General features: G+C 62.8%; 33 protein-coding genes. 18 read left to right on the top strand and 15 right to left on the bottom strand.

Annotation, left to right across the window (positions count from 1 at the left end; genetic code table 11):
- The first annotated feature begins 6 nt into the window (after positions 1-6).
- From E4P09_RS14125 to E4P09_RS14090, 8 genes are all read left to right on the top strand, one after another.
- Positions 7-837, top strand: coding sequence for an aldo/keto reductase (locus E4P09_RS14125; RefSeq protein WP_137390334.1), 831 nt, complete (start codon positions 7-9; stop codon positions 835-837).
- Positions 838-1,291: 454 nt separating this feature from the next.
- A complete protein-coding gene (locus E4P09_RS14120; protein WP_137390200.1) occupies positions 1,292-2,119 on the top strand; it encodes a hypothetical protein in 828 nt (275 codons plus the stop codon).
- Complete coding sequence (locus E4P09_RS14115; protein WP_137390199.1) at positions 2,109-2,549, top strand: phage holin family protein; 441 nt, start codon at positions 2,109-2,111, stop codon at positions 2,547-2,549. The genes E4P09_RS14120 and E4P09_RS14115 overlap by 11 nt, the downstream gene beginning before the upstream one ends.
- Positions 2,546-3,499 carry a DUF3618 domain-containing protein gene (locus E4P09_RS14110; protein ID WP_137390198.1) on the top strand — a complete coding sequence of 318 codons (954 nt, stop codon included), beginning with the start codon at positions 2,546-2,548 and terminating at the stop codon, positions 3,497-3,499. Before E4P09_RS14115 ends, E4P09_RS14110 begins: the two co-directional genes overlap by 4 nt.
- A gap of 510 nt (positions 3,500-4,009) precedes the next feature.
- Positions 4,010-4,261 carry a GlsB/YeaQ/YmgE family stress response membrane protein gene (locus tag E4P09_RS14105; protein ID WP_137390197.1) on the top strand — a complete coding sequence of 84 codons (252 nt, stop codon included), beginning with the start codon at positions 4,010-4,012 and terminating at the stop codon, positions 4,259-4,261.
- Positions 4,262-4,458: 197 nt separating this feature from the next.
- The gene (locus E4P09_RS14100; protein ID WP_137390196.1) at positions 4,459-5,091 is read left to right on the top strand and encodes a sensor histidine kinase; all 633 of its coding nucleotides are present in this window, start codon (positions 4,459-4,461) and stop codon (positions 5,089-5,091) included.
- A 50-nt stretch (positions 5,092-5,141) separates the two neighbouring features.
- Positions 5,142-5,894 (top strand): Crp/Fnr family transcriptional regulator, encoded by a 753-nt coding sequence (locus E4P09_RS14095; RefSeq protein WP_137390195.1) that lies wholly within the window; start codon positions 5,142-5,144, stop codon positions 5,892-5,894.
- A 31-nt stretch (positions 5,895-5,925) separates the two neighbouring features.
- A complete protein-coding gene (locus E4P09_RS14090; RefSeq protein ID WP_239025177.1) occupies positions 5,926-6,198 on the top strand; it encodes a DUF6894 family protein in 273 nt (90 codons plus the stop codon).
- Positions 6,199-6,259: 61 nt separating this feature from the next.
- Here the strand turns inward: E4P09_RS14090 and E4P09_RS14085 are convergent, their stop codons facing one another.
- The 3 genes from E4P09_RS14085 to E4P09_RS14075 all read right to left on the bottom strand — a co-directional run bounded on the left by E4P09_RS14085 (position 6,260) and on the right by E4P09_RS14075 (position 9,700).
- Positions 6,260-7,663, bottom strand: a complete 1,404-nt coding sequence (locus tag E4P09_RS14085; RefSeq protein WP_137390194.1) for a sensor histidine kinase — start codon at positions 7,661-7,663, stop codon at positions 6,260-6,262.
- A gap of 133 nt (positions 7,664-7,796) precedes the next feature.
- Positions 7,797-8,825, bottom strand: a complete 1,029-nt coding sequence (locus E4P09_RS14080) for a serine hydrolase domain-containing protein (RefSeq protein WP_137390193.1) — start codon at positions 8,823-8,825, stop codon at positions 7,797-7,799.
- Between the two features lie 176 nt (positions 8,826-9,001).
- On the bottom strand, positions 9,002-9,700 hold the full coding sequence (locus E4P09_RS14075; protein WP_137390192.1) for a JAB domain-containing protein: 699 nt from the start codon (positions 9,698-9,700) through the stop codon (positions 9,002-9,004).
- Between the two features lie 459 nt (positions 9,701-10,159).
- Between E4P09_RS14075 and E4P09_RS26720 the strand changes: the two genes are divergently transcribed.
- Entirely contained in the window at positions 10,160-10,291 is a 132-nt protein-coding gene (locus E4P09_RS26720; RefSeq protein WP_275406469.1) for a hypothetical protein, read from the top strand.
- Between the two features lie 65 nt (positions 10,292-10,356).
- Here E4P09_RS26720 and E4P09_RS14070 read toward each other — a convergent pair whose 3' ends face one another.
- On the bottom strand, positions 10,357-10,647 hold the full coding sequence (locus tag E4P09_RS14070) for a hypothetical protein (RefSeq protein ID WP_137390191.1): 291 nt from the start codon (positions 10,645-10,647) through the stop codon (positions 10,357-10,359).
- 431 nt (positions 10,648-11,078) lie between these two features.
- Here E4P09_RS14070 and E4P09_RS26715 point away from each other — a divergent pair, with 431 nt between their 5' ends.
- From E4P09_RS26715 to E4P09_RS14050, 6 genes are all read left to right on the top strand, one after another.
- Entirely contained in the window at positions 11,079-11,201 is a 123-nt protein-coding gene (locus E4P09_RS26715) for a hypothetical protein (RefSeq protein ID WP_275406468.1), read from the top strand.
- Positions 11,202-11,572: 371 nt separating this feature from the next.
- Positions 11,573-11,803 (top strand): hypothetical protein, encoded by a 231-nt coding sequence (locus E4P09_RS14065; protein ID WP_137390190.1) that lies wholly within the window; start codon positions 11,573-11,575, stop codon positions 11,801-11,803.
- 372 nt (positions 11,804-12,175) lie between these two features.
- The gene (locus tag E4P09_RS26000; protein ID WP_170984423.1) at positions 12,176-12,319 is read left to right on the top strand and encodes a hypothetical protein; all 144 of its coding nucleotides are present in this window, start codon (positions 12,176-12,178) and stop codon (positions 12,317-12,319) included.
- Positions 12,320-12,695: 376 nt separating this feature from the next.
- Positions 12,696-15,017: an autotransporter-associated beta strand repeat-containing protein gene (locus E4P09_RS26710; RefSeq protein ID WP_428977708.1), complete on the top strand. Its 2,322-nt coding sequence runs from the start codon at positions 12,696-12,698 to the stop codon at positions 15,015-15,017.
- Between the two features lie 206 nt (positions 15,018-15,223).
- Positions 15,224-15,928 carry a hypothetical protein gene (locus tag E4P09_RS14055; RefSeq protein WP_137390188.1) on the top strand — a complete coding sequence of 235 codons (705 nt, stop codon included), beginning with the start codon at positions 15,224-15,226 and terminating at the stop codon, positions 15,926-15,928.
- 412 nt (positions 15,929-16,340) lie between these two features.
- Complete coding sequence (locus E4P09_RS14050; RefSeq protein WP_137390187.1) at positions 16,341-16,586, top strand: hypothetical protein; 246 nt, start codon at positions 16,341-16,343, stop codon at positions 16,584-16,586.
- 61 nt (positions 16,587-16,647) lie between these two features.
- Here E4P09_RS14050 and E4P09_RS25995 read toward each other — a convergent pair whose 3' ends face one another.
- The 5 genes from E4P09_RS25995 to E4P09_RS14030 all read right to left on the bottom strand — a co-directional run bounded on the left by E4P09_RS25995 (position 16,648) and on the right by E4P09_RS14030 (position 20,486).
- Positions 16,648-16,824, bottom strand: a complete 177-nt coding sequence (locus E4P09_RS25995) for a hypothetical protein (protein ID WP_170984421.1) — start codon at positions 16,822-16,824, stop codon at positions 16,648-16,650.
- Positions 16,821-17,018: a hypothetical protein gene (locus E4P09_RS14045; RefSeq protein ID WP_137390186.1), complete on the bottom strand. Its 198-nt coding sequence runs from the start codon at positions 17,016-17,018 to the stop codon at positions 16,821-16,823. The genes E4P09_RS25995 and E4P09_RS14045 overlap by 4 nt, the downstream gene beginning before the upstream one ends.
- Positions 17,019-17,814: 796 nt before the next feature.
- Entirely contained in the window at positions 17,815-18,999 is a 1,185-nt protein-coding gene (locus tag E4P09_RS14040; protein WP_275406467.1) for a transporter substrate-binding domain-containing protein, read from the bottom strand.
- Positions 19,000-19,105: 106 nt separating this feature from the next.
- Positions 19,106-19,963 (bottom strand): DUF2382 domain-containing protein, encoded by an 858-nt coding sequence (locus tag E4P09_RS14035; protein WP_137390184.1) that lies wholly within the window; start codon positions 19,961-19,963, stop codon positions 19,106-19,108.
- Positions 19,964-20,012: 49 nt separating this feature from the next.
- Positions 20,013-20,486, bottom strand: a complete 474-nt coding sequence (locus tag E4P09_RS14030; protein ID WP_239025176.1) for a YsnF/AvaK domain-containing protein — start codon at positions 20,484-20,486, stop codon at positions 20,013-20,015.
- Positions 20,487-20,546: 60 nt separating this feature from the next.
- Between E4P09_RS14030 and E4P09_RS14025 the strand changes: the two genes are divergently transcribed.
- Complete coding sequence (locus E4P09_RS14025) at positions 20,547-20,783, top strand: adenine nucleotide alpha hydrolase family protein (protein WP_137390183.1); 237 nt, start codon at positions 20,547-20,549, stop codon at positions 20,781-20,783.
- 110 nt (positions 20,784-20,893) lie between these two features.
- Here E4P09_RS14025 and E4P09_RS14020 read toward each other — a convergent pair whose 3' ends face one another.
- The 4 genes from E4P09_RS14020 to E4P09_RS14005 are packed head-to-tail and all read right to left on the bottom strand — an operon-like array spanning position 20,894 to position 23,455.
- Positions 20,894-21,391 (bottom strand): DoxX family protein, encoded by a 498-nt coding sequence (locus E4P09_RS14020; protein ID WP_137390182.1) that lies wholly within the window; start codon positions 21,389-21,391, stop codon positions 20,894-20,896.
- Positions 21,391-22,194 (bottom strand): HvfC/BufC N-terminal domain-containing protein, encoded by an 804-nt coding sequence (locus E4P09_RS14015; protein ID WP_137390181.1) that lies wholly within the window; start codon positions 22,192-22,194, stop codon positions 21,391-21,393. Before E4P09_RS14015 ends, E4P09_RS14020 begins: the two co-directional genes overlap by 1 nt.
- The gene (gene bufB / locus E4P09_RS14010) at positions 22,181-23,104 is read right to left on the bottom strand and encodes an MNIO family bufferin maturase (protein WP_137390180.1); all 924 of its coding nucleotides are present in this window, start codon (positions 23,102-23,104) and stop codon (positions 22,181-22,183) included. Before bufB ends, E4P09_RS14015 begins: the two co-directional genes overlap by 14 nt.
- Before the next feature lie 27 nt (positions 23,105-23,131).
- A complete protein-coding gene (locus E4P09_RS14005; RefSeq protein WP_137390179.1) occupies positions 23,132-23,455 on the bottom strand; it encodes a BufA1 family periplasmic bufferin-type metallophore in 324 nt (107 codons plus the stop codon).
- A 192-nt stretch (positions 23,456-23,647) separates the two neighbouring features.
- On the opposite strand from E4P09_RS14005, the gene E4P09_RS14000 reads away from it, so the two are divergent.
- Both E4P09_RS14000 and E4P09_RS13995 read left to right on the top strand, forming a co-directional pair.
- Entirely contained in the window at positions 23,648-24,184 is a 537-nt protein-coding gene (locus E4P09_RS14000) for a sigma-70 family RNA polymerase sigma factor (protein WP_137390178.1), read from the top strand.
- A gap of 1 nt (position 24,185) precedes the next feature.
- Positions 24,186-24,824 (top strand): NrsF family protein, encoded by a 639-nt coding sequence (locus E4P09_RS13995; RefSeq protein ID WP_137390177.1) that lies wholly within the window; start codon positions 24,186-24,188, stop codon positions 24,822-24,824.
- 35 nt (positions 24,825-24,859) lie between these two features.
- Here the strand turns inward: E4P09_RS13995 and E4P09_RS13990 are convergent, their stop codons facing one another.
- Positions 24,860-25,255, bottom strand: coding sequence for a hypothetical protein (locus E4P09_RS13990; RefSeq protein ID WP_137390176.1), 396 nt, complete (start codon positions 25,253-25,255; stop codon positions 24,860-24,862).
- A gap of 121 nt (positions 25,256-25,376) precedes the next feature.
- On the bottom strand, positions 25,377-25,991 hold the full coding sequence (locus tag E4P09_RS13985) for a CGNR zinc finger domain-containing protein (protein ID WP_137390175.1): 615 nt from the start codon (positions 25,989-25,991) through the stop codon (positions 25,377-25,379).
- Positions 25,992-26,053 lie beyond the last annotated feature (62 nt).

Raw genomic sequence — 26,053 nt, 5'->3', positions numbered from 1 at the left:
GGCATGATGATCGCTGCGCCGACAATCGCACTCCATGACGGTCATACCATTCCGCAGCTTGGGCTCGGGGTCTGGCAGACACCGGCCGATGCGACGGCTGCCATCGTGCAGAACGCGCTCGAGCTGGGCTATCGCCAGATCGACACCGCCTCCATCTACGGCAACGAGACCGGCGTCGGCGAGGGGATCAGGGCTTCGGGCGTGCCGCGCGAGCGCATCTTCCTGACCACCAAATTGTGGAACGACGATCAAGGCTATGACCGGGCATTGAAGGCCTTCGACCAGAGTGTTGCCCGCCTGGGGGTCGATTACGTCGATCTCTACCTCATCCATTGGCCCGCGCCCAAGCGCAACGCCTATGTCGACAGCTGGCGCGCCCTGATCCGGCTCAAGGAGGAAGGCCGCACCCGCTCCATCGGGGTTTCCAACTTCAACCCCGACCATATCGAGCGGCTGATTGCGGAGACCGGCGTCCGCCCGGTTCTGAACCAAGTCGAGCTGCACCCGCGGTTCCAGCGCCGCGACCTTCGCGAGGCGCATGCCCGTTACGACATCGCCACTCAAGCGTGGAGTCCGCTCGGCCGGGGCAGCCTGCTCGGCGAGCCGCTGATCCGGGAGATCGCGCGCAAGCATGGCAAGACACCGGCCCAGGTCATCATTCGCTGGCACCTGGATATCGGTTCGGCCGCCATTCCCAAGTCGGCAAATCCCGCCAGGATTGCGGAAAACTTTGCGGTGTTCGACTTCGCGCTGGACCGCGACGATCTCGCTCGTCTCCAGACGCTCGATGACCCAGGCGGCCGGCTGGGTCCCGATCCTCTCACGGCACCGTTCTGAATTCGGCAACTCTGGAACCAAATCGCGCGTCGTGCGTTTTCGCGTAGCGTACAGTGACGTTGTACGCAGGCCGGCGGGAAACCGAGTGCCCCCATTTTCGATCCCGTCGGCCGCTCCCTCTTTAATTGCCCGGTCTGCAAGACATCGCAGCGCCGAGCGCAAGGTTTCTCCCGCCGAAAATGGAACTCTGACGCACCGGCCTGGTTTGTTGGGCAGATCCCTCCGGCGACGCAGATCCGATGGGAAGTTGAGCATCGGTGTCCAGGTTTGGACCAGCCCGACCCGATCTGCCCGCTCTGCCATCGGCCGGTGGGACGCCCCGCTCGCATAAGGCAGCGGCGGGGCCGTTTCACCTGAGGTGAGCAATGCACAGCATCATCTATCTCATCGGACTGATCGTCGTCGTTCTGTTCATCCTCTCATTTCTCGGCCTTGCCTGAAGAAGGAGCGCGCTATGGCTTCGGATGGAACTCTCCGTCAATCACATCAGAAAAGCGCCGGCGGCGACCGCGAGGACACGTTCCAGGGCGAGAACGCCGCGATGCGCGAAGACGTCAAGAACGCGACCAACGCCGCCCGCGACGCCCTTAACCAGGGCGCTTCCCGGATCGTCTCCGCTGCCCAGGAAAAGGCGCGGGAGGGCGCCGAGAGCGGCAAAGCGGTGGCCATCGAGAGCATACGCGACTTTACCGCAGCCATCCGCAGGGCCTCGGATGAGCTCGGCAATCGCGATCAATCACTCGCAGCGGACCTCGTGCGCCGCGCCGCATCCGGCTTGGAGCAGACGGCGGAGGCGCTGCAGGGCAAGAGCGTCGACGACCTCGCGCGCTCTATCACGAGCTTCGCCCGGCGGCAGCCAGCTGCGTTCCTGGTCGGCGCCACCCTCACCGGGGTCGCGCTGGGCCGTTTTGCCCGCGCCTCCGCGGATCACGGCACGGACGAGGATATGCGCGACTACCGCTCTTGGTCGGCCGGCGAAATGGGCCAATCCGATAGCGCGAGAGCCAGCTCCAGATCATCGCCCATGAACACCGCGCGCGGCGCCACCGCGGGCGCGGCCGGCACAGGCACAAGCCGTACGACGGCAAGCGGGGTGGGCGCAAGCGGAACGGCCGCAAGCGGCACGACGGCAAGCGGCACACCCACGAGCGGCACGACGGCAAGCGGGATGGGCGCTGCGCAGAGCCCAATGAAGGGCGCCCCGGCGGACGGCAAGCCGGGCGGGCGCGCCGCCGGCAGCGATACTATGCGCGAGCAGCCTGGAGGCACCAATGTCCGCTGAGCCGCGTGAAAGCAGGAGCTTTTCCGAGCTTCTCGCTGACTTGATGCAGGAGGCAACCGAACTCTTCAGGACGGAAGGCCGCCTCATCCGGGCGGAGCTCGCTGACAAGTTCACCCAAGTGCAGGTGGCGGGCGGCTCGCTCGCCGCCGGTGCCATCTGCCTGCTGGTCGCGCTGATCGTGCTGGTGCAGGCCCTGGTGATCGCCTTGTCCAAGGTCATGGAGCCGGGCTGGGCCGCGCTGATCGTGGGCGTGGTGCTCGCGGCCATCGGCGCGGTGCTCCTCGCCAAGGGCAAGAAGAACCTGGAGCCCGCCAATCTCGCGCCCAGCCGGTCCGCCGAGCAGTTCCGCAAGGACAGCAAGCTCGTCAGAGAGCAGACGCTCCGAGAACAGACGCCGCATGACCCAACATTGAGGGAGCAAACTCAATGAGCACCGAGACCGAACGCTTGGCCCGCGAAGCCGAGCTGCACAGGAACCATTTGGACGAAACCCTCGATCAGCTGAAAAGCAGGCTATCCATGGGCCAGATTCTCGATGAAATGTCGGGCTATATACGGGACGGCCAAGGCGCCGAGATGACCCGTAATCTCGGCCGCCAAGTTCGTGACAACCCGCTTGCCCTGGGCCTGATCGCGGCCGGCGTCGCCTGGCTCTGCTTCGGGCAGGGCAGCCGCCGCAGCCATCACCACACCCGCGACGTGAACTGGCGCGGCGAAGGCGCCTACGAGGGATCGTATTTCGATCCCTATCGCGCCGAAGGCATGGAAGGTGACCGCGCCCGGGGCATGAACGGCGGCTCGCGTGGGGATGGCTCGGGTGCGATCAGACGCGTGACCGATACGGCCAAATCCGCGGTCTCGGGTGCGATGGAAAGCGCCCAGAGGACGTTCGGCTCCATCTCCGGCGCCTCGACGGGTGCAGCTGGCACCATCCGCCACTCCGCCCGGGACATGCAGGATGCGGCCTACCGCTCGACCCGCTCGCTCTATCGGCGCACCACCGATGCCGGATACCGCGCCAATGACATGATGCAATCGACCTGGAGCAGCTTCAACCACGCCCTGCGCGAAAATCCGCTCGTGGTCGGCGCCGTGGCGGTGGCGGTCGGTGCGGCGATCGGGGCCGCCCTGCCCTCCACGCGCCAGGAAGATCGCCTGCTCGGCAGCGCGCGCGACCAGGTGAGGGATAGCGCCAAGTCCTACGGCCAGGAGGCGGTCCAGAAGGTCCAGAATGTGGCTTCCGAGGCGTATGAGGCCGGCCGTGAGAAGGCCTACCATCCCGATCAGCCGGATGCCGGCCTTGCCGAGACGGTGATCTCGGCCGGCGAGGCCGCCACGGATGCCGCGCGCAAGACGGCGAAGAAAGAGGGAATGCTCTAAGCGCATTTTCGAGCGATCCCACCCGTCTCTCTGCGCCACCGCTCGGGGCCCAAGCTCCGGGCGGTTGCGCGTTTTTTAGCCTGCCGCGCCCGCTCCTCCTCGAGGGCCCCTCTTCCTGCCTGCCGGCTGTGCAGCCATTTTCCGGCCATCCTTCATCATCATGTTACGGGGCCGCGCCAAATTCCAGCTGGCATGTTTCGTGCTTGAAAGCGATCTAAGGCGCCTGCCCAGGAGCGGAGTGTGCTGTACGGACTTCTAGGCATCTGTGTTGCAGGGGTGCTGTACTTGCTGGTCGAATGGCAGGTGAAGCGCCATCGGGAACGGCAGAACCGCCGTGTCTTGAGGCAATCCTGGCACGACAGGAACGTTTCCTAGCCGGGCACCTTGCCGTCCAGCCAGATCTGCCGCATGCAGCATCGGGGATGCTGCCCCCAAGCATTGCATGACAACCCTTTGTTGCCGCGATGAATCATGTGATCATCCGTATCGCAACGACTCAAGGAGGGTCCCATGGAAGACGCGGGCGTAGGCTGGATTGCGGCAATCATCATCGGGGGCATAGCCGGTTGGCTCGCCGAGATATTCATGAAGAGCGACACAGGCATACTCATGAACATCTTGCTCGGCGTCGTCGGCGCCGTGATCGCCAATGCCATTCTCGGTCTGTTCGGTGTCTCGTTGGGCGGATGGCTCGGCTATCTCATCGCCGGCTTCATCGGCGCCTGCATTCTCATTGCGGCTGGCCGGGCGATCAGACGCTGAGCGGCGGAGCCGCGGGCGAAGCGGCCGGCCTCTCCCACAAGGGCAGCGCCGGCCAGCTTCCATCCGAGAGCTTCTCTCCATCCTCTCTCGATCGGCATCGGCCGTCGATTTTAACATAGGTTATGGCTCCCCGCCCTCCCGTTGGCTAGGCATGGGACATCCGGTTTTGCAGGTTGCCGGTTGGTGGGGTTGGGGGCATGGCGACCAGCGGTGAAGGGAGCGACGCTGAAATTCTCCTGGCCGAGATGCGGCATCGCCTGGCGAACACCTTCCAGATGCTTGCCGGCTTCGTGCTTCAGCAAATGCGGGCAGCACAGCATGAAGAAGCGCGCGCCCGGCTCAAGGCTGTGCATTCCGTCGTCACTTTAGCCGTGACGCTGCAGCGGTCGATGGCCGCGGTCAGCGGCGAGACTTTCGGCCTGCACCTGCTGGAGATGACGAAGGCGTGGGACACCCTCGGCGCCAGACAGGGCATTTCGGTGACCCTTGAGATCGAGAATGGCCTTGCCATTCCCGACAAGGCGGCAATGATCCTCGCGCTTGTCATCCACGAGCTGGTGAGCAACGCGATCGAGCATGCGTTCCCGGGCCGCGGCGAAGGCCAGGTGCGCATCGGGCTTTCGACCACGGCGGATGGCCAGGGATGTCTCTGCGTCCGGGATGACGGTATCGGGATCGATCCGGACAGATGGCCGGCGCTCATGCCGTCCGACCGGGCGCTGACGGGGCTGTGGCTGGTCGAAAGTCTCGTTGCCCGCCTGCGAGGCGCGCTGGTCGTTGCCCGCGCGAATCCGGCCGGCACACTTGCGAAGGTGAGGTTTCCTCTATAGCGATGTGAGGAGAGCTCGTTTTCGGAGCTGCGCGCTCCCAGGGAAGACCGATGCACAACCCGATGATCCTGCGGCTCGAGCACGGGGCCGACCTCACCGACACCGATCGAACCAAGCTTGCCGAGCTCAGCGCCAGCTGGCACAGCGCAGAGGCCAAGATCGACCTGATCCGGGAATATGAGGAGCCCGAGCATGTGCGGATCGTGCTCGAAGGCTTTGCCTGCCGCTACAAGATCCTGGCGAATGGCCGCCGCTCGATCGTCGCCTTCCTGGTGCCCGGAGACTTCTGCGATCTTCACGTGCCGATCCTCGGCGAAATGGATCACTCGATCGGCACCATTACCAGCTGCAAGGTCGTAGAAATCTCCCATCCGGCCATAAACGACGTGACCGAGCGCTTTCCGCGGATTGCGCGGGCGCTGTGGTGGTCGAGCCTGGTGGACGAGGGCACCCTGCGCGCCTGGCTTGCCACCATGGGCCAGCTCCCGGCCGACAAGCAGATGGCACATCTCTTCTGCGAGCTCCACCTGCGGCTGAAAGTGGTCGGCTATGTCAGCGGCACCACCTTTCCGATGCCGATGAGCCAGGAGGACCTGGCGGATGCTCTCGGGATCTCGACCGTTCATGCAAATCGTGTGCTTCAGCAACTTAGGGAAGACGGATTGGTTGTATTACGAGGCAAGATGCTGACCATCCCCGATCCCGAACGGCTGACCGAGTTTGCGGAGTTCCATCCCAACTACCTTCACTTGAACCGGAAATCGAAACTGGGCCGAGCGATGCCCGAAGAGCCCGTCACCTGACGCAGATCGGAACCGCTCGAGGCAAACGGGGTTGAGCAGGATCGGCGCATCAGTGATGGAGCCGAGGATGGCGCGGTATTATTTTGATATCGATGACGGCGAGCGATTCACCAGGGACGAAATGGGGCAGGAGATCGAAACACGCGCCAGCCTGCGCGCGAAGGCCATTCGCGCCCTGCCCGATATTGCTCAAGACAAGCTCCCCAACGGCGATCGCCATGTGTTCGTCGTGACCGTTCGCGATGAGCACAATACGCCGGTCTTTCGCGCTTCCCTGTCTCTCGACACCGAATGGCTCGTCTGAAGATCATGGAAGCGTGCCATGGCCGAACACGCGCCAGGCCGGCCAGGCGCCCGGCTCTCAATCACACCTCTGCTCCGGCCCACGTGTCGACCGGTAGCACGATGATGCAGCTCACGCCGTCTGGGCCGAAGACCAATCTCGTGTCGGCATCCAGCTGATAGCGGAGCGCGCGCTCGATCAGCTCGCGCCCGTAGCCGCGGCGCAGCGGCGTGCCGCTTTCGGGCATGCGAACCCCGGTTTCGCGCCATTCCAGCCGCACCCATGGCCGGTTGTGTGCCTCCTCTATGGTCCACGTCACCGTGAGCTTGGCGCCTGGCTGGGCCAGTGCGCCGTACTTGACCGCGTTGGTGGCGAGCTCGTGAACGGCGAGTCCCATGGTTTGCGCGGCAGACGCCGAAAGGGGTGCTGCCGGCCCGTCTATGCGCACCTTGTCCGGCTGATCCGTATCATGGACATGGGCCGCCAGTTCCGCCGATACCAGTTCAAGGATATCGGCGCGGTTCTGGTCGCCTTGCGCCAGCAGCCCCTGAACGCGGCTGAGGGCGAGCAGCCGGCTTTCGAATTCTGCCCGGAAATAATCGAGCGACGGACTGGTCCTGATGGTTTGGTTGGCGACGGACATCACCACGGCGAGCAGATTGCGGGTGCGGTGCTGAAGTTCCGCGAGCAGGACTTGCTGGCGGCCCTGCATGCGCTTGAGCGCATGAATGTCGGTGGTGGTGCCGACCCACTCGCTGTTCGATCCGTCTGGTGTCTCGATCGGCCTGGCGCGGGTCTGGTGCCAGCGATATTCGCCATCGGCGCGCCTGATCCGGTGCTCGTGGTAATATTCCCCCGTCGCTCGCGCCTCCTGCCAGGCCTGGAGTGCCGGGTCGCGGTCGTCTGGATGCACCGCATCAAGCCAGCCGAAGCCCTGGCTTTCGTCAAGGCCGAGGCCGGTGAATTCGCCCCATTGCGGGCTGCTCCAGTGCCGCTGCCCGTCGTCGAGGGCCCGGAACACCAGCTGCGGGATGTTGGTGGCCAGCAGGCGAAACCGCTCCTCGCTTTCGCGCAGGCGGCGCTCCGCCTCGTGCTGCTCGGTCCGATCCCGCGTGATCTTGACGAAACCCCGCGAAGGATCCTTCAGGGCCATCATCATGCCCGAGGCCCAGAAGCGGCTGCCGTTCTGGCGCATGTGCCAGCGCTCGTCCATGGCGCGGCCCTCGGCGAATGCACGCAGCCGCTCCTCCTCGGGCGCGCCGGCCACCCGGTCCTCCGGCGTGAAGATCAGATCGCCCGACTGGCCGACAATCTCCTCTTCGGAGAAGCCGAACAGCCGCTCTGCCCCACTGTTCCAGCTGGTGACCAGGCCGCGCGGATCGGTGGTGAAAATGGCGTAGTCCGTCGCGCTGTCGAGGATCAGCTCGAAGAGCTCTTCCTTGCCGATCGTCTTGGAGATTGCCGCTTTCTCCCGTTTTTCGTTCACCCGCGGCCTCCGCCCCACAACCTCCGGAATGCGCTGGCCCGGAACCGTTGCTGTTGGAATGAGCGGGGAACGTGCGGGACGGCGGCAGGTTCCGAATGGATGGCCAGCGCGCCGGGCACGCCGGCGCCAAGCCTCAGGCGGGAGAGCTTTCGAAAATCGCGATGATCTCGCTCAGCAGCTGGTGCAGGTCGCTCCGGTGGCCGTTCCGGGCGGCGGCCTGGGTGGCTTGCGACGTCATCACCACCGTGAGGTTGAGCTCCGGCACGATATAGAGCATCTGACCGCCGAAACCCCAGGCATAATGCACCCGCTTCCCGCCGATCTCGCGCGAGAACCAGCCATAGCCGTAGCCATCGCCTGTATAGCGCGAGCTGGTGCGGGCCTGCCAGGACTGCTCGATCCAGGCCTCCGATATGAGTTGCTTGCCGTCGCGGGTCCTGCCGCCGTTGCGATAGAGTTCGCCGAACGCGAGCAGCGATTTGGGGCTCATGGCCATCTGGTTGCCGCCGAGATAGATCCCTTGCGGATCGCGCTCCCAGTCGGCGATCTCGAAGCCGGCCAGCGGCTCGAGCCAGTCCCGGGCAAGCGCCAGGGTGGAGCGTCCGGTCAGCCGGGTGAGGATCGCTGAAAGCAAGTGCGTGGATCCGGTGGAATAGAGCATGTCGCCACCGGGATCATCGACGAAGGGTTGCGCCAGCGCGGAGCGAACCCAGTTGGCGCTTGCAACCCAGCGCCCGTAATTGGGCCCGGAGGTGCGGCCCAGCCCTGCCTGCATGGACAGCAGGTGCCCGATGGTGATCTCCTCGATCCGCGGATCGGGATCGGGCGGCAGGTCGTCGCGCAGAATGGGCGCGATCTTCTGATCGACACCCTTCAGCACGCCTTTGTCGATGGCGATGCCGATCAGGGCCGACATGACCGATTTCGAGGCCGACTTGATATTGGCTGGCGCATCGGCGGAATGGCCGCGATAGCCGCGCTCGGCGATGATCTCACCCTCATGGGCAATCACCACCGTTTCCAGCGGGGAAAGCGCCTCCGCACGGTCGAGCAGCGCGGTCAGGCGATCCTCGACAGATGGCGGGGATCGTTCCTCCTGGGCGCTGCCCGCGGCCGGCGTGAGAAGGCCTATGAACAGGATCAGACAAAGCAAACGGCGCATGGCCATTAGCTAACGCAACGGCCGGCGCCGTTCGACCCGAAGCGGCGCCCGATCACCGCAAATTGACCGCAGCGGGCGGGCGCTCCATCGGGATCGCGGGGCGATCTTTTGATGCGGCCAACCGGCCGATCAATGCAGCGGTGCTCCCTCGACCGCCGCTGCACCGCGAGAAATCCTCAGCGCAGGCGATTGTTGTTGGCTCCTTCCAAGAGGCCGAGCCTGCGGAAACTGGCATTCAGATCGCGTGCGATGATCACGTGATCGAGCACCTTTATCCCGAGCGGCTCCAGACACTGGATAATCGTGCGCGTGAGATGAATGTCAGATTGCGAAGGCGTCGGATCTCCCGATGGATGGTTGTGCGCGAGCACGATGGCCGCGGCGCCGAAATCCAGCGAGCGCAGCGCGATCTCCCGCGGATAGGCCGCGACATGATTGACGGTTCCCGTCTGCTGAATCTCGTCCGCGATCAAGCGGTAGCGTGCATCGAAGCACAGGAGCCGCAGCTGTTCCCGATCGAGATGGGCCATCCTCGCCTTGCAGTAATCGATGATCTCGTCGTGGTTTCTGATCGCCGATCGCCTGGTCAGCCGCGCGCGGGAGACCCGGCAGCATACCTCCAGCATGATCCTCAGTTCCCGGCAGATGGTCTCGACGACCGGCGTGGAATGCATGAGCCGCTCACATTCATAAAGCGCCCTGCCGAGATTCTTGTGCTTTTCGAAGATCCAGTCCGCTGCCGCGAAAGCATCCCCCTCCGGAAGCGCGCGGGTGACGATATATTCCCAGAGTTCTCGGTCGCTCAGGGCTTCGAAATTGGCTTCAGGTACACGCGTCAGCTTCCCGCGAACATCTTTCAGTCGCTCGTCCTGCATGATGGCCTCCCCGCCGGATTTCTAGAACCGTCGTTATCCGCAATGCTGGTATTCATTTGGCGCAATTTGCTCGATTGTGTCAAATCGGAGGCGACCACAAATAAGCCGGAAAGAGAGCAAATCCTTCGAATTAGACCGTGTCGGCAAACGTCAGCTCACCCACCGATGATGTAGTTTGAAAATTCTAGGCAGGAAACGAGATTGAGTGAATCTGATATCGGAGCAATTTTGGTTTTCTCACAATCGCTCCGTGTTTCTGTTGTGGATAACGCTGTTGATGCGCGGCGTCGGCTCGCGCCTTGCCCAGCAAGTTTTTTCAAGCCCCCTAGACTTTTGTCCTATCTCGTTCCAGATGCTCCAAGCACCTTGGCGAGAGGGTCTGTGCGCAATGGGAGGCAAGGCAAAGTGAATCGTCCCAAGGTTATGTGCGTCACGAGCGAGCATGGCGAGCGTTGCGTCATGCTGGAATTCGATAATGCTGGACTGACGATGACCGTATCGATCCCCGCGGACGATGCGCTGCAGCTGTTCATCGATCTCGGCCGCGTGCTCGCCCGTATGGAACAAGGCGAAACGTCACCCGCGGAATGAGGTGCGGTTCCGCGATGTCGCACCATGCGTGACTTGAGGGTCTGGCCTGAGGGTCTGGCCCGAGGTCAATCGGTCGGCTCGCCCTCGGTGCCCGAGCCTTCTGCTTCGGTGGGATCGCGTTTCACCACCGATCCCGGCCCCTCCTCGTCCTCCGGATCGTAATCGGAGGCGGCGTTGTTGTCTTTCGAGAGGTCTTTCTCCTCGGCATTCTCCTGCCCCGTTATGCCGGAACCAGGCGCGGCATGGGGTTCGCCGTCATCATAGACAACGCCAGGCTGCTGCTGCTGCGCAGCCACCGGAGCTGCGGCGAGCACAAGCAACGAGGCAATCCCACCAAGCATGATGCGCAAAGTCATTGATCACTCCTGAAGCATTTTCGAGCGAAGTGGATACTCTGGACGCGGCTTTCTCCTGCGGGCGACGCAAACCTTCCGCCCCACCGCACACGTTACGCACGAACGTGTAATAGCGATAAATCGTTAACAGCATCGCCTTATCTTTTCCAAGGCAGCCGATGGCTGTTGGGGCGCGATACTTTGCAGGGTGGTGCCGGTGTGACGCGCGGATTTGGAACCAATTAACCAAACCGCCTGTTCTGTTTGCGACGGGTGCTCGGCTGTCGGCGTTTGTTGCTTCGCCATGTCCCCAGACCGTGATGGTCGGGTCCCGTCACCTACCCTCGGCATGGGTTCTGCTGCGCCGAGCCCCTAACATTCAGTGTACCGATTTGTAGGTCGACCAAGAGAACGAGTGGCGGCAGCAGCGGATTGCCGCACCGGAGGCAGGGATGATGAGGATCAAGGATCGGGACAGGGACGAGGAGCGCTTCTTCAAGCGGATTGAAGCCACCGTGGTGTTGCTGGCGATCGCAAGCTTTGGGGCGGTCACCGTCTTGGCCGTCGTCTTCTGACGCGCGAGGGGCGGGCTGCCGCAGATGCGGCAGACATTCGTGCCTTCCGGCATGCCTGGCACATTCCTTCGCGCAGCCGGCGCGCCGTTGCCGGCAGCTCAGCGTTTCGTGAACGATCGAGCCTCCCGGATGGTGCATTCCGGACTCATTCTTGCCAGGAACTGGCTCTAGGCTGCAATGGATGAGGCGCCACCGCTATGGAGGCGCGCCCGGGCAAGACGGACCGGAAATTTTTCGTGCAGAACATGCCAGGGCCTTAACTATGTTGTTTCCTTGTCACGGTCTCCATGTAAACTGAGTCTATATCCTGAGATCCTCTGTTGCTCAGGATACCGGCATCGCCGAGCACTTCGTCCTGGGAGGCGAAGATCATGAACAAGCTCATAGGCGTCAGCAACAACCGACAGGCCAAGGTCTTCCTGCACCGCCTGGGCCGTCTCGGATCCTCGCAGCGCAAGGATTATGCGACAGTTCGCGAAGCCTGCGATGCGGCCTTGATCGCGTTGGAGCAGGACAGCCAGGTCAGCGCCAAGATCTGGGTGGACGGATTCCGCATGGTCGAGCAGGAAGAGATCGCCGATCTCCGCAGCCTGCTTCGCTGACAGGCTGCCCTCCTCGCCGGGTGCTGAATGTTGCTCACCCATAAGCTGCTTTGCGGATGTGCAAATTCGTCTTGCTCAGGCTGAGGCGAAGACACATGCAAAGCCGCTCGCGGATTTCTCCGGAGGGACTTTGCCGGACGCTTCCGAAGCTTATCTGCGCTCAGCCCGCAATTGCGCGCATGTCATGTGGCCATTCTGGCCGTATGGTCCAACGGGCTGCCATGGGGGCTGCAGTGCCAGGGCTCGCACCGTTGCCCATCACGGCCGCGCTGCAGTGACCGATTGGACCGGGCGCTGGCGTCATGGCAGGAGCGGAAGCGCGGCGGCGGTCGACCGAGCGAAGCGGGAAAAGCCGCGCAAGCCGGCGGATAATTGCATAACTATACATCCGCCCAATGGACAAGACGTGAAACTCATTTCATTCTCATCATGCAGCTGCAGCTCGGCCGGCCCCTCGACCCGGCAGATCACGTGATCCTGCAGCTGCTCCTGGGTGCGCCGCGGGAGGTGAGGTGAAGCGGCGCGGCACAGGATTGTGCAAGGCACCCATCGTTCCCGTGGGTCTACCAACAGAGGGCGAAACTGGCGAGGCGAGAGGCCTGCGTGCGGCTTGGAGCCTCGCCCTTCTCTCCCGCGCGGTTGTCGGGTGTCCTGCGGTTTCCCCCCGCGCTAGAGTGCTTCCGCTTTTCTTCGAATCGGGGAACCGCTCTAAGTTCTTCTTGGTCGCATTTTCTTCACGCGAACCGGTATCCACTTCGCTCGAAAATGCTCTAAGCCTTTGAAAATGTGGCAGGCGTGATACGGGGCGGGGCTCGCCCCCACCGGCAATGGCGACGCCCGTGGCGGCGGGGCAACGAAAGGAAACAAATCTCCGCACAGCTCCTCTTTCCTCATGCCGCGCGTTTGCCCTCCGGTAATACAACTTTTAATTGTGTTAACGAGACATGCAGCAGCTCTACCGCCGCGAGGGGACCCCATGCCTATGCGTTTCCGTCGCCTGGCCATTCTGTCCAGCAGTTCAGCGGTCGCACTCGCCATCATGGCGGGACCGGCCGTGTGCGCCACCTACACCGTCACCAGCGCCTCGGGCGATCCAACCGTCGAGAACTCCCTGGGCTGGGCCATTGCCCAGGCAAATGCCAATGCCGGCGCCGACGAGATCGTGTTCGATGCGAGCCTGGCCGGGCAGACGATCACGCTGACGGGTACTCTGCCGATCATCTCGGATTCGGTGACGATCGACGGTGGCACGACCGGCGTGAAGATCGATGGCGCGAACACCTACAACATCTTCTTCGCTCGGGCAGATGGGTCCAGCAGTCCCGATACCATTGATGTCTCGATTGCAAACCTGACGCTGCAGAACGCTCATGCCCAGGGAGGCGACAGCGGCTTGTCAACCAGTGGTGGGGGAGGCATGGGTGCCGGCGGAGCAATATTTGTTGGAAAGCGCGCAAATGTCGTGGTTGCAAATACAACATTCGACGGAGCCAAGGCGACCGGGGGAAGCACGCCCTCGCCTGTAGGTAGCTTCGGCGAAGGTGGCGGCGGTGGTGGGCTGAACGGGGGGAACGGCAGTAATGGATCGGGGGGACCGAACAATATCGGTGGCGGTGGTGGCGGAGGTGGCGGTTACGGAATTGGGAGTAACGGCACGCCTTCGACATCAACCGATGGAGGCAATGGAGGAGGCCCTAATCCCGGACTGGGCGGTGGAATCGGCGTTGCAGGGACGACTGGAGGTGATTTTTCTGGTGGCGGTGGTGGTGGTCGTAATGCAGGGGGAGGTAATGGTGGTTTCGGGGGAGGCGGTGGCGGTACCGGCTTTAGTACGGACGGTCCGGCAGGAGATGGTGGTTTCGGCGGTGGCGGGGGTGGCGGCTATGGGGCCGGTAATGATGCTGGTCACGGCGGCTTCGGTGCTGGTGGAGGCGGAAAACAGGGCAATGGGAGTGTAGGTCGAGGGGGCTTTGGCGGGGCGGATGGCACGGACAGCGGCGGCGCGGGCGCGGGGTTTGGCGGTGCTGTGTTCGTCGAGGATGGTGGGTCGATCAGCTTTTCCGGCAATATCAGCGTGGAGAATGGCAGTGCGACAGCAGGGGGTGCTGGCGCGCTAGGGCTGGGCAGTGGCTTCTACCTGCATGGCACGACTGGAATAAGCTTCGCCCCCGGCGCCGGCGAGACGGTCACTATTGGCGATGATATTGCCAGCGATGCCTATGCGCCGGGTTATGAGGATGCGGACGACCCCGCCGATCCCGCCGGGGATGGCAAGGACACCGGCGTCACCAAGACCGGCGCGGGCACGCTCGTGCTTTCCGGCAACAATGCCTATATCGGCGGCACCAAGGTCGAGGGCGGCACCGTCTCCATCTCCAATGACAACAATCTCGGCCATTCCACCGGGACAGTCTCGCTGAGCAATGGCGGCGAGCTGCTGGCCACGGCGGACATGACCACCGCCCGCGCCATCACGCTTGGCACCGGCGGCGGCACCCTCTCTGCCGATGCCAGCCACACCCTCACCGTGGATAGCGTTATTTCCGGCAGCGGCGGCCTTACCAAGGGCGGGGCGGGCACGGTCGTGCTGATGGCTGAGAACACCTATACCGGGGGCACCGATATCGCCGAAGGCACTCTCCGGCTCGGCGCGGCGGATGTGCTGGGCTCGGGCCCCACCCATATCGGCGAGGACGGCCGGCTCGACCTCAACGGCTTTAATGCTAGCTTGAGCAATGTCACCGCCGAGTCCGGCGGCGAGATCGCCCTGAGCGGGGCGACGCTCACCGCCGACCAGGCAAGCGATGGCACCTTNAAGGGCGCCGGCAATGCCGGCCTCGACGTCCATGCCGAGAGCATCGCCTCCGCCGAGGCGGTCGTCGGCATCAGCCTGCAGGGCCATATCGCCAGCCTTGTCCCCGCCGACACCGGCGCCCTCTTCGCCGATCTCGCCCTGCGGCCCGAACTCATGCTCTCCTATGGCCGCGGCTTCGGCGATATCGACGACACCGTCGCCTCCGCCTTCCTCGGCGCCAAGGGCCTGCCCTTCCAAACCGAGGGCGCCAAGCTGGGCAGGGACCGCTTCCGCGCCAACCTGGCCCTCGCCGCCGAGGCCCCCCAAGCCCCCGTCACCTTCGCCATCGGCTACGGCTTCGAATACGCCTCGAGGCAGACAAACCACTATCTCTCCCTCTCGGGACAAATCCAATGGTGAGGGCGAGAGCTCGCATAATTGCGGATCATCGGGATGAAAACCAGTTTCGGCCCAATAACGACCTTATTTTCCATTGATCCGTCCGTCATGCCTTTCATCCTGGTGAAGGGTATGATCGCCGAAGTGTGACCTTGGCGAGGTCGGGCCTTTATTACGGTACAATGTGCCGTGGGCTCTCCCGATAATCTACGACAGGAGCCCCGGCCATGAGCTCATTCACTGCTTTCATGAAGCAGCATAAATGGCACAGCCTCGTCTTGACGACCGGTGATCACGAAATTGACTTTGCGTATCGCCCTGAGGCCTTGGAGGAGAATATGGAGGGCGAGATTCGCTTTGCCGTCCAAGTGCAGTCCTTCACGGAAACCCTTCACCTCGATCCGGAGGCGCTAACCCGAAGCTCGGCGCATACGTTCAACCTTGGCATCCACTCGGAGATCCGTGGCAACTGCTCGCAAAAATATCAAAGCGACCGCTTTGCTTTCTTGGACTATGGCACATGGAAGAGCAACGCGACCTGCATCAAGCCTCGCGAGACGGATATTAAAGGCTTTGCCAGCAGGCAGCACAGGGATGACCCGACATGGATCGATCCTGACCAGGCCGCGGACAAAATTCGCTCGTCAATTGAAGATTATCTTCAATCGGTATCCGGACTAGGTTATCGCGTTTTCGAACTTCGATTGAAGCCTGAGCCCGGCAGCACTTGGGAAATGATTGACGCCAGCGCTGCGGACGATTGGATCTCCCGATCCATGAGCGATCAGCAGCTCGATGTAACCTTGCGCGCGATACACAGCCGCCGCTACGAAGGCACCAACCAGCCGGTGGCGAGTACCTTCACACTCGAATTCTCCGACGATACCGATGGCATTCTGCAGATGAATATCTACAGCTACCACGTAGAGTGACCGATTGCTGGCGAGACGCTGCGCGAACCAGCAACAGCTTACGTAGGATCGGGGAGACCCATTCCCATTCTTCGATGAGCGAAATGACGGTGGCATTTCTGCAACTAAAAGTCGAGCGATTAACCAGAGAGCGCATTGAGATACTCAAGCGGCGGCGGCTATGCCACAATAGTGGAGATCTGCCCCTGCGCATCTCGCGCCTTGTGACGGCTGCGTCAGCCGGCGGGTCTGGGAACCAGCTTGGGCAGGTGTGGTTACTCCGTTAGGGAGCTTCGCTGCCGTGTATTTCAGAGAGCGCGCGGAGTGGCCGGGCGGTCAGTACGGGAACCAAGCAGCCGCACCGAGCGCGATGACGCGAAGGCCCTTGACGGAGCAGAACGCGTGGCTGGGCGCCGACAAGCAGGAGTAACAGATGCCGAAACTGCCGCTAGCCGTGGACATTGCGGATCTCGTGAATAAGGCGGCAAAGTCGGACCGGGCGCTTGACCCGGCAAGGAGCGCGGAACACCTTTTGGCAAAGCATCCTGAGGCGTCCGATATCAGTCACGCCGATGTGGCCATTGTGGTCTCAGAGGAATACCGGGCCGCCGTGGAACTGGCAGCGCAGCACCGCAACAACGCCAATCCGATCCTTGTCGACGAACAGCAAAGCCATTGAGCGGGTTAAAGCCCACAGGACGCGGTGGTGCTCACGGCCCGATCTGGTCTCGCGAGCAGCCTCAGCTCGGCACGATCCGATCCGTGATGACCTTCGGATTGTAGTGATGCTGCGACCCCTTGGCCGTCAGCGCCTGCGCCATCATCATGCCAGCCAGCAGCATAACGGCCCCAGCAACCGCGCCGCAGCTAAACACGCCGAAACGGGTAGAGGCGATCAAGCGGTAAGGTGACTTCACTGCTGTACCCTCCAGTCGGTCTCCCAAACCAGGTTCTCGCGCAGGCACGCTGCAGGGTTGGGCTCGCCCCGGAAGTGCACCCGCACGAAATGCTCTGTGATGGACGCGATAACGCCGACCTCCGGCTCCACGCCGGGTCCATTGGCCGTGTAGATAACCGGCCGCCACATGTCTTTCTCAGTCGGATTGATCATGCCTGTCCTCCGAATGGCCAAAACTCAGCCCCCCCGCGCCGGCGTTCCGCTTCGCTGGGGTGAAGGAAGCCAGCAGCGAAACGCGAGCACCCCGCCTCGGGTGCCAGCGCGCTCGCGTGATGCGCCACTGCGCCCGTCCCGAGGCCGTAAGAACTGGGGGCGAGGGTTGAACGAGCGCGCGTTGGTCCGTGGGGAAGAACTGCCCGCATCGCGCGATTCACGAGAGACGCGCGACCACTGGCCTTACCCTCTGGGAAGACTTCATCCCAGGGGAAGCAGAGGTAATTCTGATCTACGCGGCTTTCACGCCAATTGATGCGGTTCTTCATGGTCCGACTTGCTTGCAACAAGCTTGCCAGAGCCGGATCCGTGGTTCCGTCCTCGCTCGACTGAGCAAGTGTATTGTTCTGCCGCCGTTGAAATCGACCGCGGGCCGGCCTGCGCAATGGCCGTTGAGACCGGGAAATGCCCGGACCGCAACGGCATCACCGTCCGTATAACCTTCGGAAATGGGGATTGGATGGGCCCGCCAGGCTGGATGTCGCCCGGACATCTTCTTGACGGCGTCAGCTCAAAATTGGACGGCCGCGAGTCTATCCCAGCGCTCATTCTGAGACGCGACGGATCATTTCTGGTCAATCATGTTGGTTTTGTCATTTTGCAACACAGAGAACGTTGCAATTTTCATTAAATACAATCGCAAACCTGTGGTATAGAAAGTTTAAGAGCTGTACGATGTATAAAATTCAGAAACAACCGAATTGTTCTAAAATTGCGTCCCAGCACCACGTGATATTTAGTGATGGCGATGCCCGAACAGGGCGACCTCGCTTGGAGGCTCCGCGCGATGGCCGGGGCTCTCGCCGATATAGCGGAACGTGGTCTTTTCCCACCAGTCACTGCGCGTCTCGCTGAGGATCACCCGGTCGATCGCCTCGCGAAGCTTGCTCCCGGTCGGCATGGCGATGCCATATGTCTGTTTGTCGAACACCGGCTGGAGAAGTTGCAGCGAGTCCGGGAAATTGCGGGTGATCTGCCAAGCGAGCAAAGGACGGTCGTAGACGAACGCATCGATCTGCCGGTCCTTCAACGCGGCCAGCCCCGAATTCAAATCGGTAAACGGACGAAAGTTTATCCGTTGACCATGCAGATAGTCACCCGCTTCGGAGCCATTCACGGTCCCAACGCGGACTGAGCGAAGATCATCGACCCCGTGGATGGTTCCGCGCAGCTGGGTGGTCGTCAAGGCCGAGGCGATCAGCGCCGTGAAGGTCGAGATCAGGAGCACGGAGGTGAGCATCCAAGCAATCGCCAGCAACTCTCCGGCAATGGTGTTGGGCGCCTTGTGATGCGGATGGCCGGCCGCGGTGGTTGCCGACCATAACAGGCCCGAGAAGAAGCCTGCGAGGCCACCGTCGAAATGATGGTTCTTGCGCCGCTCGAGAAGCCAGAGGATCGTGCCGACCGTCATCAGAACGCCGAGCAGCCCCAGCACACCCAAGAGCAGGTTCTTGGAAAAGATGCTCTGAATGACGGACCACCAGTTCATGTGTTCCTTGTGGACCGCGATGCTCAGGCCAGTTTCGTAGAACGGCTGGGAAAAATCGAACCTCTGCTCCCGCTCGGCGGTAATCGTGAGCGCGCCCACCGCCGCATCGAGGCTGCCGTCTGCGGATCCCTTGAGGAGGCCCGGAAGACTTTCCTCTTTGAACTGATATTTCAGGCCCAGCTCGTCGGCGATGCGGCGCCACAAGTCGATGCTGATCCCCTCCCATTCGCCTGAGGGCGTCTTCATGGCAAAGGGAGGCGCCTCTTTCGTGCCGACAGTCAAAGTAGCGGTGGCCGACGGCGATGTGGGCTGCTCCGCCACCTGACAGAAGCCGACACCTGGCAGAAACAGCCAGAATGTCGCGACCAGAATCGCCAATCGGGAGACCGACGGCGGCGCGGCTCCCCTTCGGGTTGAGCTGAGTTTCGACATGAGGATTTGCGCTAGCGTCGCTCTGCGGGATGAGGCGCGATGGCGCTCTGCCAGCGCCAGGAAGGGTCCGGAGCCGAAAGTCGCTTCGGCCCCGGACATCTTGATGTCACATTGGCTTGGCGGCCATGGGCGAAGTCTGCGTTCCCGCAGGCGACATCGCACCCGCCGGTACCCGTTCGACCTCGACCTGCTGGCGGCGAACCTTGTCGTGAACGGTCTCCACGTGGTCGCTGCCGGTGAGCTTCAGCGAGACCTCCTCGACGATCCGCGCTGTCTTGTTCACCAGAGCATGCTCGGCCGTCTCGACGACCTCGATGGTGTTGTCGGCCCAATCGATGTCCCCGACATAGGTCGGGTCGGTAACGGCCTTGCGGATGACATCTGCGTGCTCCTCGTGCAGAGTGACATCCGCCGAGACCGGACGTTCAGTGACGAAGCGGCGAACCCGTGTCCGCCCGGTCTCGACCATCTGCTTGCCGACATTAAGCTGCTCCTCCGCCAGCCGCAGCACATCGTTATGCGCGTCGGCGAGCTTGGGCGTCACCGCAACTTTCTGGTCGCTTGGCAGGGGGGCCGCGGCAGCGGTCTTGGCGGCGGTCTCCACGAAGGCAGCCGGCGCGATGCCGCTGGTGATTGCGCGATCATGAACGTCGATCGGGCGGTGCAGGTCGAGAATGCCCGTTGCGTGGGCGACTTCGTTGTCCACCGTCCGCAACGAGACAACAGCGCCGCCGCGATCGATCGCTTGCTTGTAGACCGTCGCCTCATGCTCGAAGATGTCGTCGCCGAAAATGCGGTTCCACAAGCCTGGCTCAGACAGACTGCCCTTGCCGTTATTGGTCAGCCTGGTCTTATCGAACACGCTGATGTCAGCATCGGCGAAGCCGGCTGCTTTCAGCGCCTTCACCGCGGCATCGGCTTGATCGGCCGTGTCGAACACAGCGACGATAGTTTGGTAAGCCATTTGTCTACTCCTCTGTAGTGTTGGTTTGGTAGTTCTTGCTGGAAAGGTTTCACTCCGGCGGGGGCTCTGCAGGGCTGCGCGAGATCACCGCCTCCTGGCGGCGCAGCGTCACGCTCTCCCGATGCCTTTCCGTCGTGTGAACGCGGCGGATGTGGATTTCCTCCTTCAGCATGAGGCGGCGCTCGAGGACCAAGACTTCTTCGAGCACCGGCACGATGGTGACGTTGCCCTCCTGCCGGACCGGCGGAACGGCGTCCACGGGCTCGTTGACCGCGACCCTCTCGATCTGGACGTGATCGCTCGCAAGCTCCTCGTCGACGAGCGCCTCGTGGGTGCGCGTTACCGTGCCGACATGCACCCGGCCGGTTTCGACCTTCTCCTTCGAGACCGAGAGCTCTTCCGCATGAAGCGGGATCAAGGTTTCGCGGATAGTGTCGGGCCTGCGCATCTCGTCCCGATCTGAGGCTTCGTCTGCATCATCTGCGTCGGGTTTGGTTATGGCCGCATAGGTCTCGGATGTCATAGCCTCAGGCCGATCTGTTGATTGGGCTGCACGCGAGTTCGCTCGAAGCGATCCATCGAGATGCCTGTCGCTCCAGATCTTGCGATCCATCATCTGCCTGACTTGCTGAACAATAGCACGGCAGTTCTCATGAATGGACATGAAGCATTACCTGCAACCAAGTGTAGCAGAAGCCAAACACAGAGCTTATTGGCGGCAATCGATGAGGTTGCTTACGATATTACCGAGCAGGGAGAGCAGCAAGACGGTGAGCGTTGCGTGGCTAAAGCAACCGTTATTTCGGCATTAAAGACATAAGAAATATTTCGTAAGGAAATTGTATTTATATCGCCTTAGTCTAATACATCTGTAAACAAATTTAACTACACGCTCGTTCCTGTGGTGTGTTCCGTATCCAGCACGGACCGTCAGGCCAAACGGCCGCGAAGCCATTGGTCGACCGAAAGCCAGCCCGGCCCCCATGCCATCACGGCGAGCGCCATTGCCGCCCAGGTGAGATGCAGCGGCCATCCATCGGGAACCGTGAGTTGGATGATCAGCGTCATCAGAAGGAGGCCGAAGGCCGCGGCACGCGTCGCCAGGCCCAATAGAAGCAGAATGGGCAAGACAATCTCGGCGGAACCGGCGGCGAACGCCATCACGCCCGGTGCGGGAAAGGCATAGGGACCGCCTGGCAGATGCAGCTTGAGCTCCGAAGTGAAAAGCAGCACGGCAACGTCGTTCAGCTGCAGGAAGCCGTCCCATTTGTTGACGCCGGACCGCCAGAAGGGAACGGCAAGCGCGCATCTGAGCACGAACTGCGTGAGCCAAGGCGGGGCGATGGTGCGAAGAGCGCCGGTCGCCCGCTCGGCAAGTGCGGCGATGCCGCGCTGTCCGGTGCTTTCCGCGGCCAGTTTGGGTTCCATTATTCGGCCCCCCAGTGCGCCGCCGTGAAGGCCCCCGCCTCCAGCACCCCAGCGATATTTGCGGCAAGATCGAATTGGACGCTTTCGGCGAAAGCTTGCGCTGCCGCATCACCGAGTGGATGACCGGCCATGAGGCGGCAGAGAAAGGAGGCCCCACCGGGTGGCAGCTGCCGCACGGCCACCTCCAGGCCAAGCCGCGTGACGAGCCCGTCCTCGGGCTCCGCAGCTTCGATCCGACCCACGGGGCCGTCGCTTCGGTTCGCCGCGAAGATGCTGACAGCGGGAAAGGAAGAGCGCACCACACGGGTCGCCGGATGCGGGGTGAAGCGCGTCCCGGCGAGCTGTTCTGGCGGGATTGCGGCCAGCGACTGCGCTGTGAGCGGCGCCGCATCGGCGGCGTGATAGGCGTCGAGCCACGCCCGCTCGAGCCGCGCCACATCCGCCAGCCATCGCATCGGGCGTGCATGCTCGTAGCGGGCAATGAAATCCGGAAAAGCGTGGCCATATTCCCAGAGAAGCGGTGAGCTCGGCGGCGTTTCCCGCACATGGGCGCGCGCCATGGCGCGAAAGAAGTCGGCGCCGGTAATCCGCCGTGTCGCCGGAAAAACAGCCGCCAGCGCCTCGATCAGGCTGACCGTGACGTTGTTTCGATAGACCGCATACCGCTTCGCCACCGCCTTGCCGTGCGGCCCGCAAATCCTGTCCGGCGGAGGGCGCATCGGATCGAGCAATCCACCGGCGAACGCCTCTGCGTAGCCCGGTGCATCGCCAGTCTCGCCAAAATCGATCTCACGCGGCGGCATGGGCTGCCTCCGAGGTGTTGCGCGCCGCGTGGCGATCGAGAATGGCTTGTGCGGCAGCGGCTTCGGCCTTGAGCACGGCCCAGTCTGGAACGGCGCTGTCCCATTCGATCAATGTCGGGATCGGCCCGCATCTGCCGATGACGATCTCGAACAGCTTCCACACGGCATCGGCCACCGGTCCGTCATGGCTGTCGATGAGCAGCAGATCGCCCTCGTCATCTTCCTGCTGGGCATGGCCGGCGAGGTGGATTTCGCCCACATGCTCCAGCGGAAAGTCGGCGAGGTAGGCAAGAGCCGAATAGCCGTGATTGGTGGCCGAGACGAAGACGTTGTTGACGTCCAGCAGAAGCCCACAGCCTGTGCGCCGCACCAGCCGGCGGATGAACTCCGTCTCTCCCATCGTCGATTCCCGGAAGAGAACGTAGGTCGAGGGGTTCTCCAGCAGAATTGCGCGGCCGATCGCCTCCTGCATCTCCTCGATATGCTCGGCGACCCGGGCCAGCGTCGCCTCGGTGTAGGGAAGAGGCAGCAGATCGTTGAAATAGGTGCTTGAATGGGTCGACCAGGCGAGGTGCTCGGACACCAGTGCCGGCTCATAGCGCTCGATCAGCGCCTTGAACCGGGAAAGGTGCGCCTTGTCGAGCGGCTGCGGGCCGCCCAGCGACATGCACACCCCGTGCAGCGATACCGGATGGTCGCGCCGGATGCGGGCGAGCGCCGCATGTGGCGGCCCGCCGGCGCCCATATAGTTTTCTGCATGAACTTCAAAGAAACCGCGCTGCCTGCCTTCGGCCAGAATGGCCGGCAAATGCTCGGGCTTGAAGCTGGTGCCGGCCAGCCCGGCGGCCGAATAGCCCGGAAAGCGGGTCACCGCGGTTGCGCCGGGGTCCGGACATGCCAATTCGCTCATGGCGTTCTCCCGCTTTCCGGACGTTCGTCACATCGGACGATCGCGGTCCAAAGGCTCGAGAGAGCCGGTGCGGCCGCCGGGCAGCTGCATCGTGGCGCAGGTGCCGCCATCCACGAATTTCCAGGCATTGCCCTGATAATCGACGGTGGAGGTGCCTTGGCAGGTCGTGCCGGGCCCCGCGGCGCAGTCGTTCTGGCCCTTGAGCGCGACGCCGTAGCATTTCTCTTTGCCGGCATCCATGGCCGCCTTCACTTGCGCCTCGCTGAGCGGCGCGGCCGCAGCCAGGGACGTCAGCGCCATCGCGACGGCGCCGGCCAGTGCGGCCGAGCTGACGGTCGATCTCATAGCCATATCTCCTCTCTTGGGTTCGCCAGGGCGTGCCCGCCTTGTCTCGGCACGCATCGAGGAGTTCGATCGCGAGAGGCCGACCGTTACATCCATTGGTGCACACGATTTCGTGATCGCCTGGCCCTTGCCTTGGCAGAAATTTCCGCGGCGGCGTAACAAAAGACAGCGCAAGAGCGTAGTGGGAGGAAGACGCTCATGGACCGCAGGAGCGAAGACGAGCTTTCCCGGCTCCTGCGTGCAGCGATCGCTGGCGACGAAAGGGCATACGAGGATTTTCTTCGCCACGCCGCCCGGTTGGCACGCGGCCTCGCGAGGCGAAAAGTCGGGCGAGGGCAGATCGATCCGGAGGATATCGTGCAGGAAACCCTTCTGGCGATCCACCTGAAGCGGCATACCTGGCGCGAGGACGCGCCCGTGACCCCGTGGCTCTTTGCGATCGTGCGCTACAAGATCGTTGATGCCCTTCGCCGCCGCGGGCGTCACGTGGAGATCGGCATCGACGAGATCGCCGAAAGCGTGGCAGAACCCGTCGCGGAAGCTGCCCGACCGTGGGAAATCGACCGCGCACTCGACCATCTGGCGCCGGGCCAGCGCTCGGTCGTGGCGGCAGTTTCCGTGGATGGCCACTCGATCGGCGAGACCGCTCGACGTTTCGGCATGAGTGAGGCGGCAGTAAGGGTTGCGCTGCATCGCGGCCTGGCTGCAATCGCCAGGCGTTTCGGACGGAGCTGATATGGACACCAACGAGCTCATCCAGACACTCGCGACGAACGCACGGCCCCGTGCGGTTTCGTTTTCGGCCACCTGGTGGGGAGGCGCAGCGATTGCGGCCGCCATCGCAGCCGGTGTGTTCCTTGCAACGCTCGGTCCCCGCCCGGACATCGCCATTGCCCTGGGCACGGTGCGTTTCCTCTTCAAGCTTGTGGTGACCGGCACGCTGGCGGCAACGGCCTTCGCCTTCGTGCGGATGCTTTCGCAACCGGGCGAGCCTTGGCGCCGGGTGCTGCCCTATCTTGCGGCCGCACCCGCCCTTTTGGCAGGGGCTGTGATGGCGGAGCTGATCGTTCTGCCGCCGGAGGCTTGGCAGGCTGCCATGATCGGGACGAACAGCAGGGTGTGCCTTGTCTACGTTCCCCTGATCGGCATCGGGCCGCTCGCCGTCTTCATGTTCGTGCTGCGCCATGGCGCGCCGACGCGACCGGCGCTGGCCGGCGCTGCCGCCGGGCTGGCCGCGGGTGGTCTGGCGGCAGCCTTTTACGCCGCCCATTGTCCCGACGATTCCCCGCTCTTTCTTGCGGCTTGGTACACGATTGCAATCGCCGGCCTCGCTTTCCTCGGAGCTGCCGCCGCGAACCGTCTGGCACGCTGGTGAGATCGCGCCTGCTGGCCCGCGACCGGCTCTGAAGATTACAGCGTGGAAAAGGAATCCTGTTGCACGAGCTTGACCATGCTCTCGTCCACAGGTCGCGCTGTCTCGATATAGAATTCGACCTCCTGCCCCTCGTCCGACGGGCCACCACCATCAAGATCGATGGCAATGCGCTGGAGGCCGTTGCCCTCTTGCGTCACTTGCACCTCGCCAGCCCGGCCGCTGAACTGATCGCTCCCGATAAAGTACAGGCCTTCCAACTGAAAATCGTCCCTCATCACCTGCACTTCAATGCATTGGTTCGGGTCTTCATCCCAGTTCGAGAAGACCACCGGCTTGGATGCAGAAGATTGATCAGCTGTGTGGTCTTCCAGAGGACTGCCGTCAGGATGGCCCTCATTGAGGCTTGGTGTCGAGGTCAGGTCAGTCACCATAAATCCCTTTCATCTGATTTGGAGGAGCCGTCTGCCAGGCAAGCATTGTCCATGGCGCCAATCCGTCGGTCATTGGCTATCTCTGTGACCAAAATTGGGGCGCGCCGCGGGAGCAATGTGTTCACCGCCGATGCCGGTGATAATTGCGGCGACGCTTCGCACGGTTGCCGCAAATCCCCATGGAGCACCAGCGCCGCGTTTGGTTCTTGCTGGAGTCGAAGAACAGCAGGCCGCAGCCCCGATCGTCGGCGCACTGGCGGACGCGGCGCAGATCCGGCGAGGTGAGCAGCTCCATGGCCGAAACCGCGATCGTGGCGAGCATGGAATCGAGATCGGCGTCCGCATCAGGCCGTCGCAGAACGAAATGGCTGCCGTGCGGGACAAGCACACTGGCGATGGCGGCTTGGCCGGCCATTCGCGTCAGGACCTCGAGATCGGCAGGCTCCGGCGCCTGTCCTCGGATTGTCGCGATGAAGATGCGATAGAGCGTCTCGCGAAAGCTCATCGCGTGCCTCAACGTCCCGCGATCCTGATCTGGCAATGTCCTGGCGCGTTCGAGAGCCTCGCGAGCCGCCGAAGGGCTCAACAACTCCATCTGCCGCGCCCATTCAACCAGATCGGCGAAACAGCCCAGCCGTTCCACGGGCTGCGCGGCTTCACGCCAATGCACCGTGTTGATGAAGTCCAGGCAAAGCCGGCCGGACGGCTCCAGGGAATTGAAGGCGGTCTCTGTCATCTCGCGATCTCAGTACCACCAAAATTGGCTTGACGAGTTACATTTCAAGCATGTACCCATCT

Origin of the sequence: Rhodoligotrophos defluvii, assembly GCF_005281615.1 — a bacterium.
Lineage (GTDB): Bacteria > Pseudomonadota > Alphaproteobacteria > Rhizobiales > Im1 > Rhodoligotrophos > Rhodoligotrophos defluvii.
The sequence above is the reverse complement of the archived record's forward strand: the minus strand, read 5'-3'. Positions and strand labels throughout refer to the sequence as shown.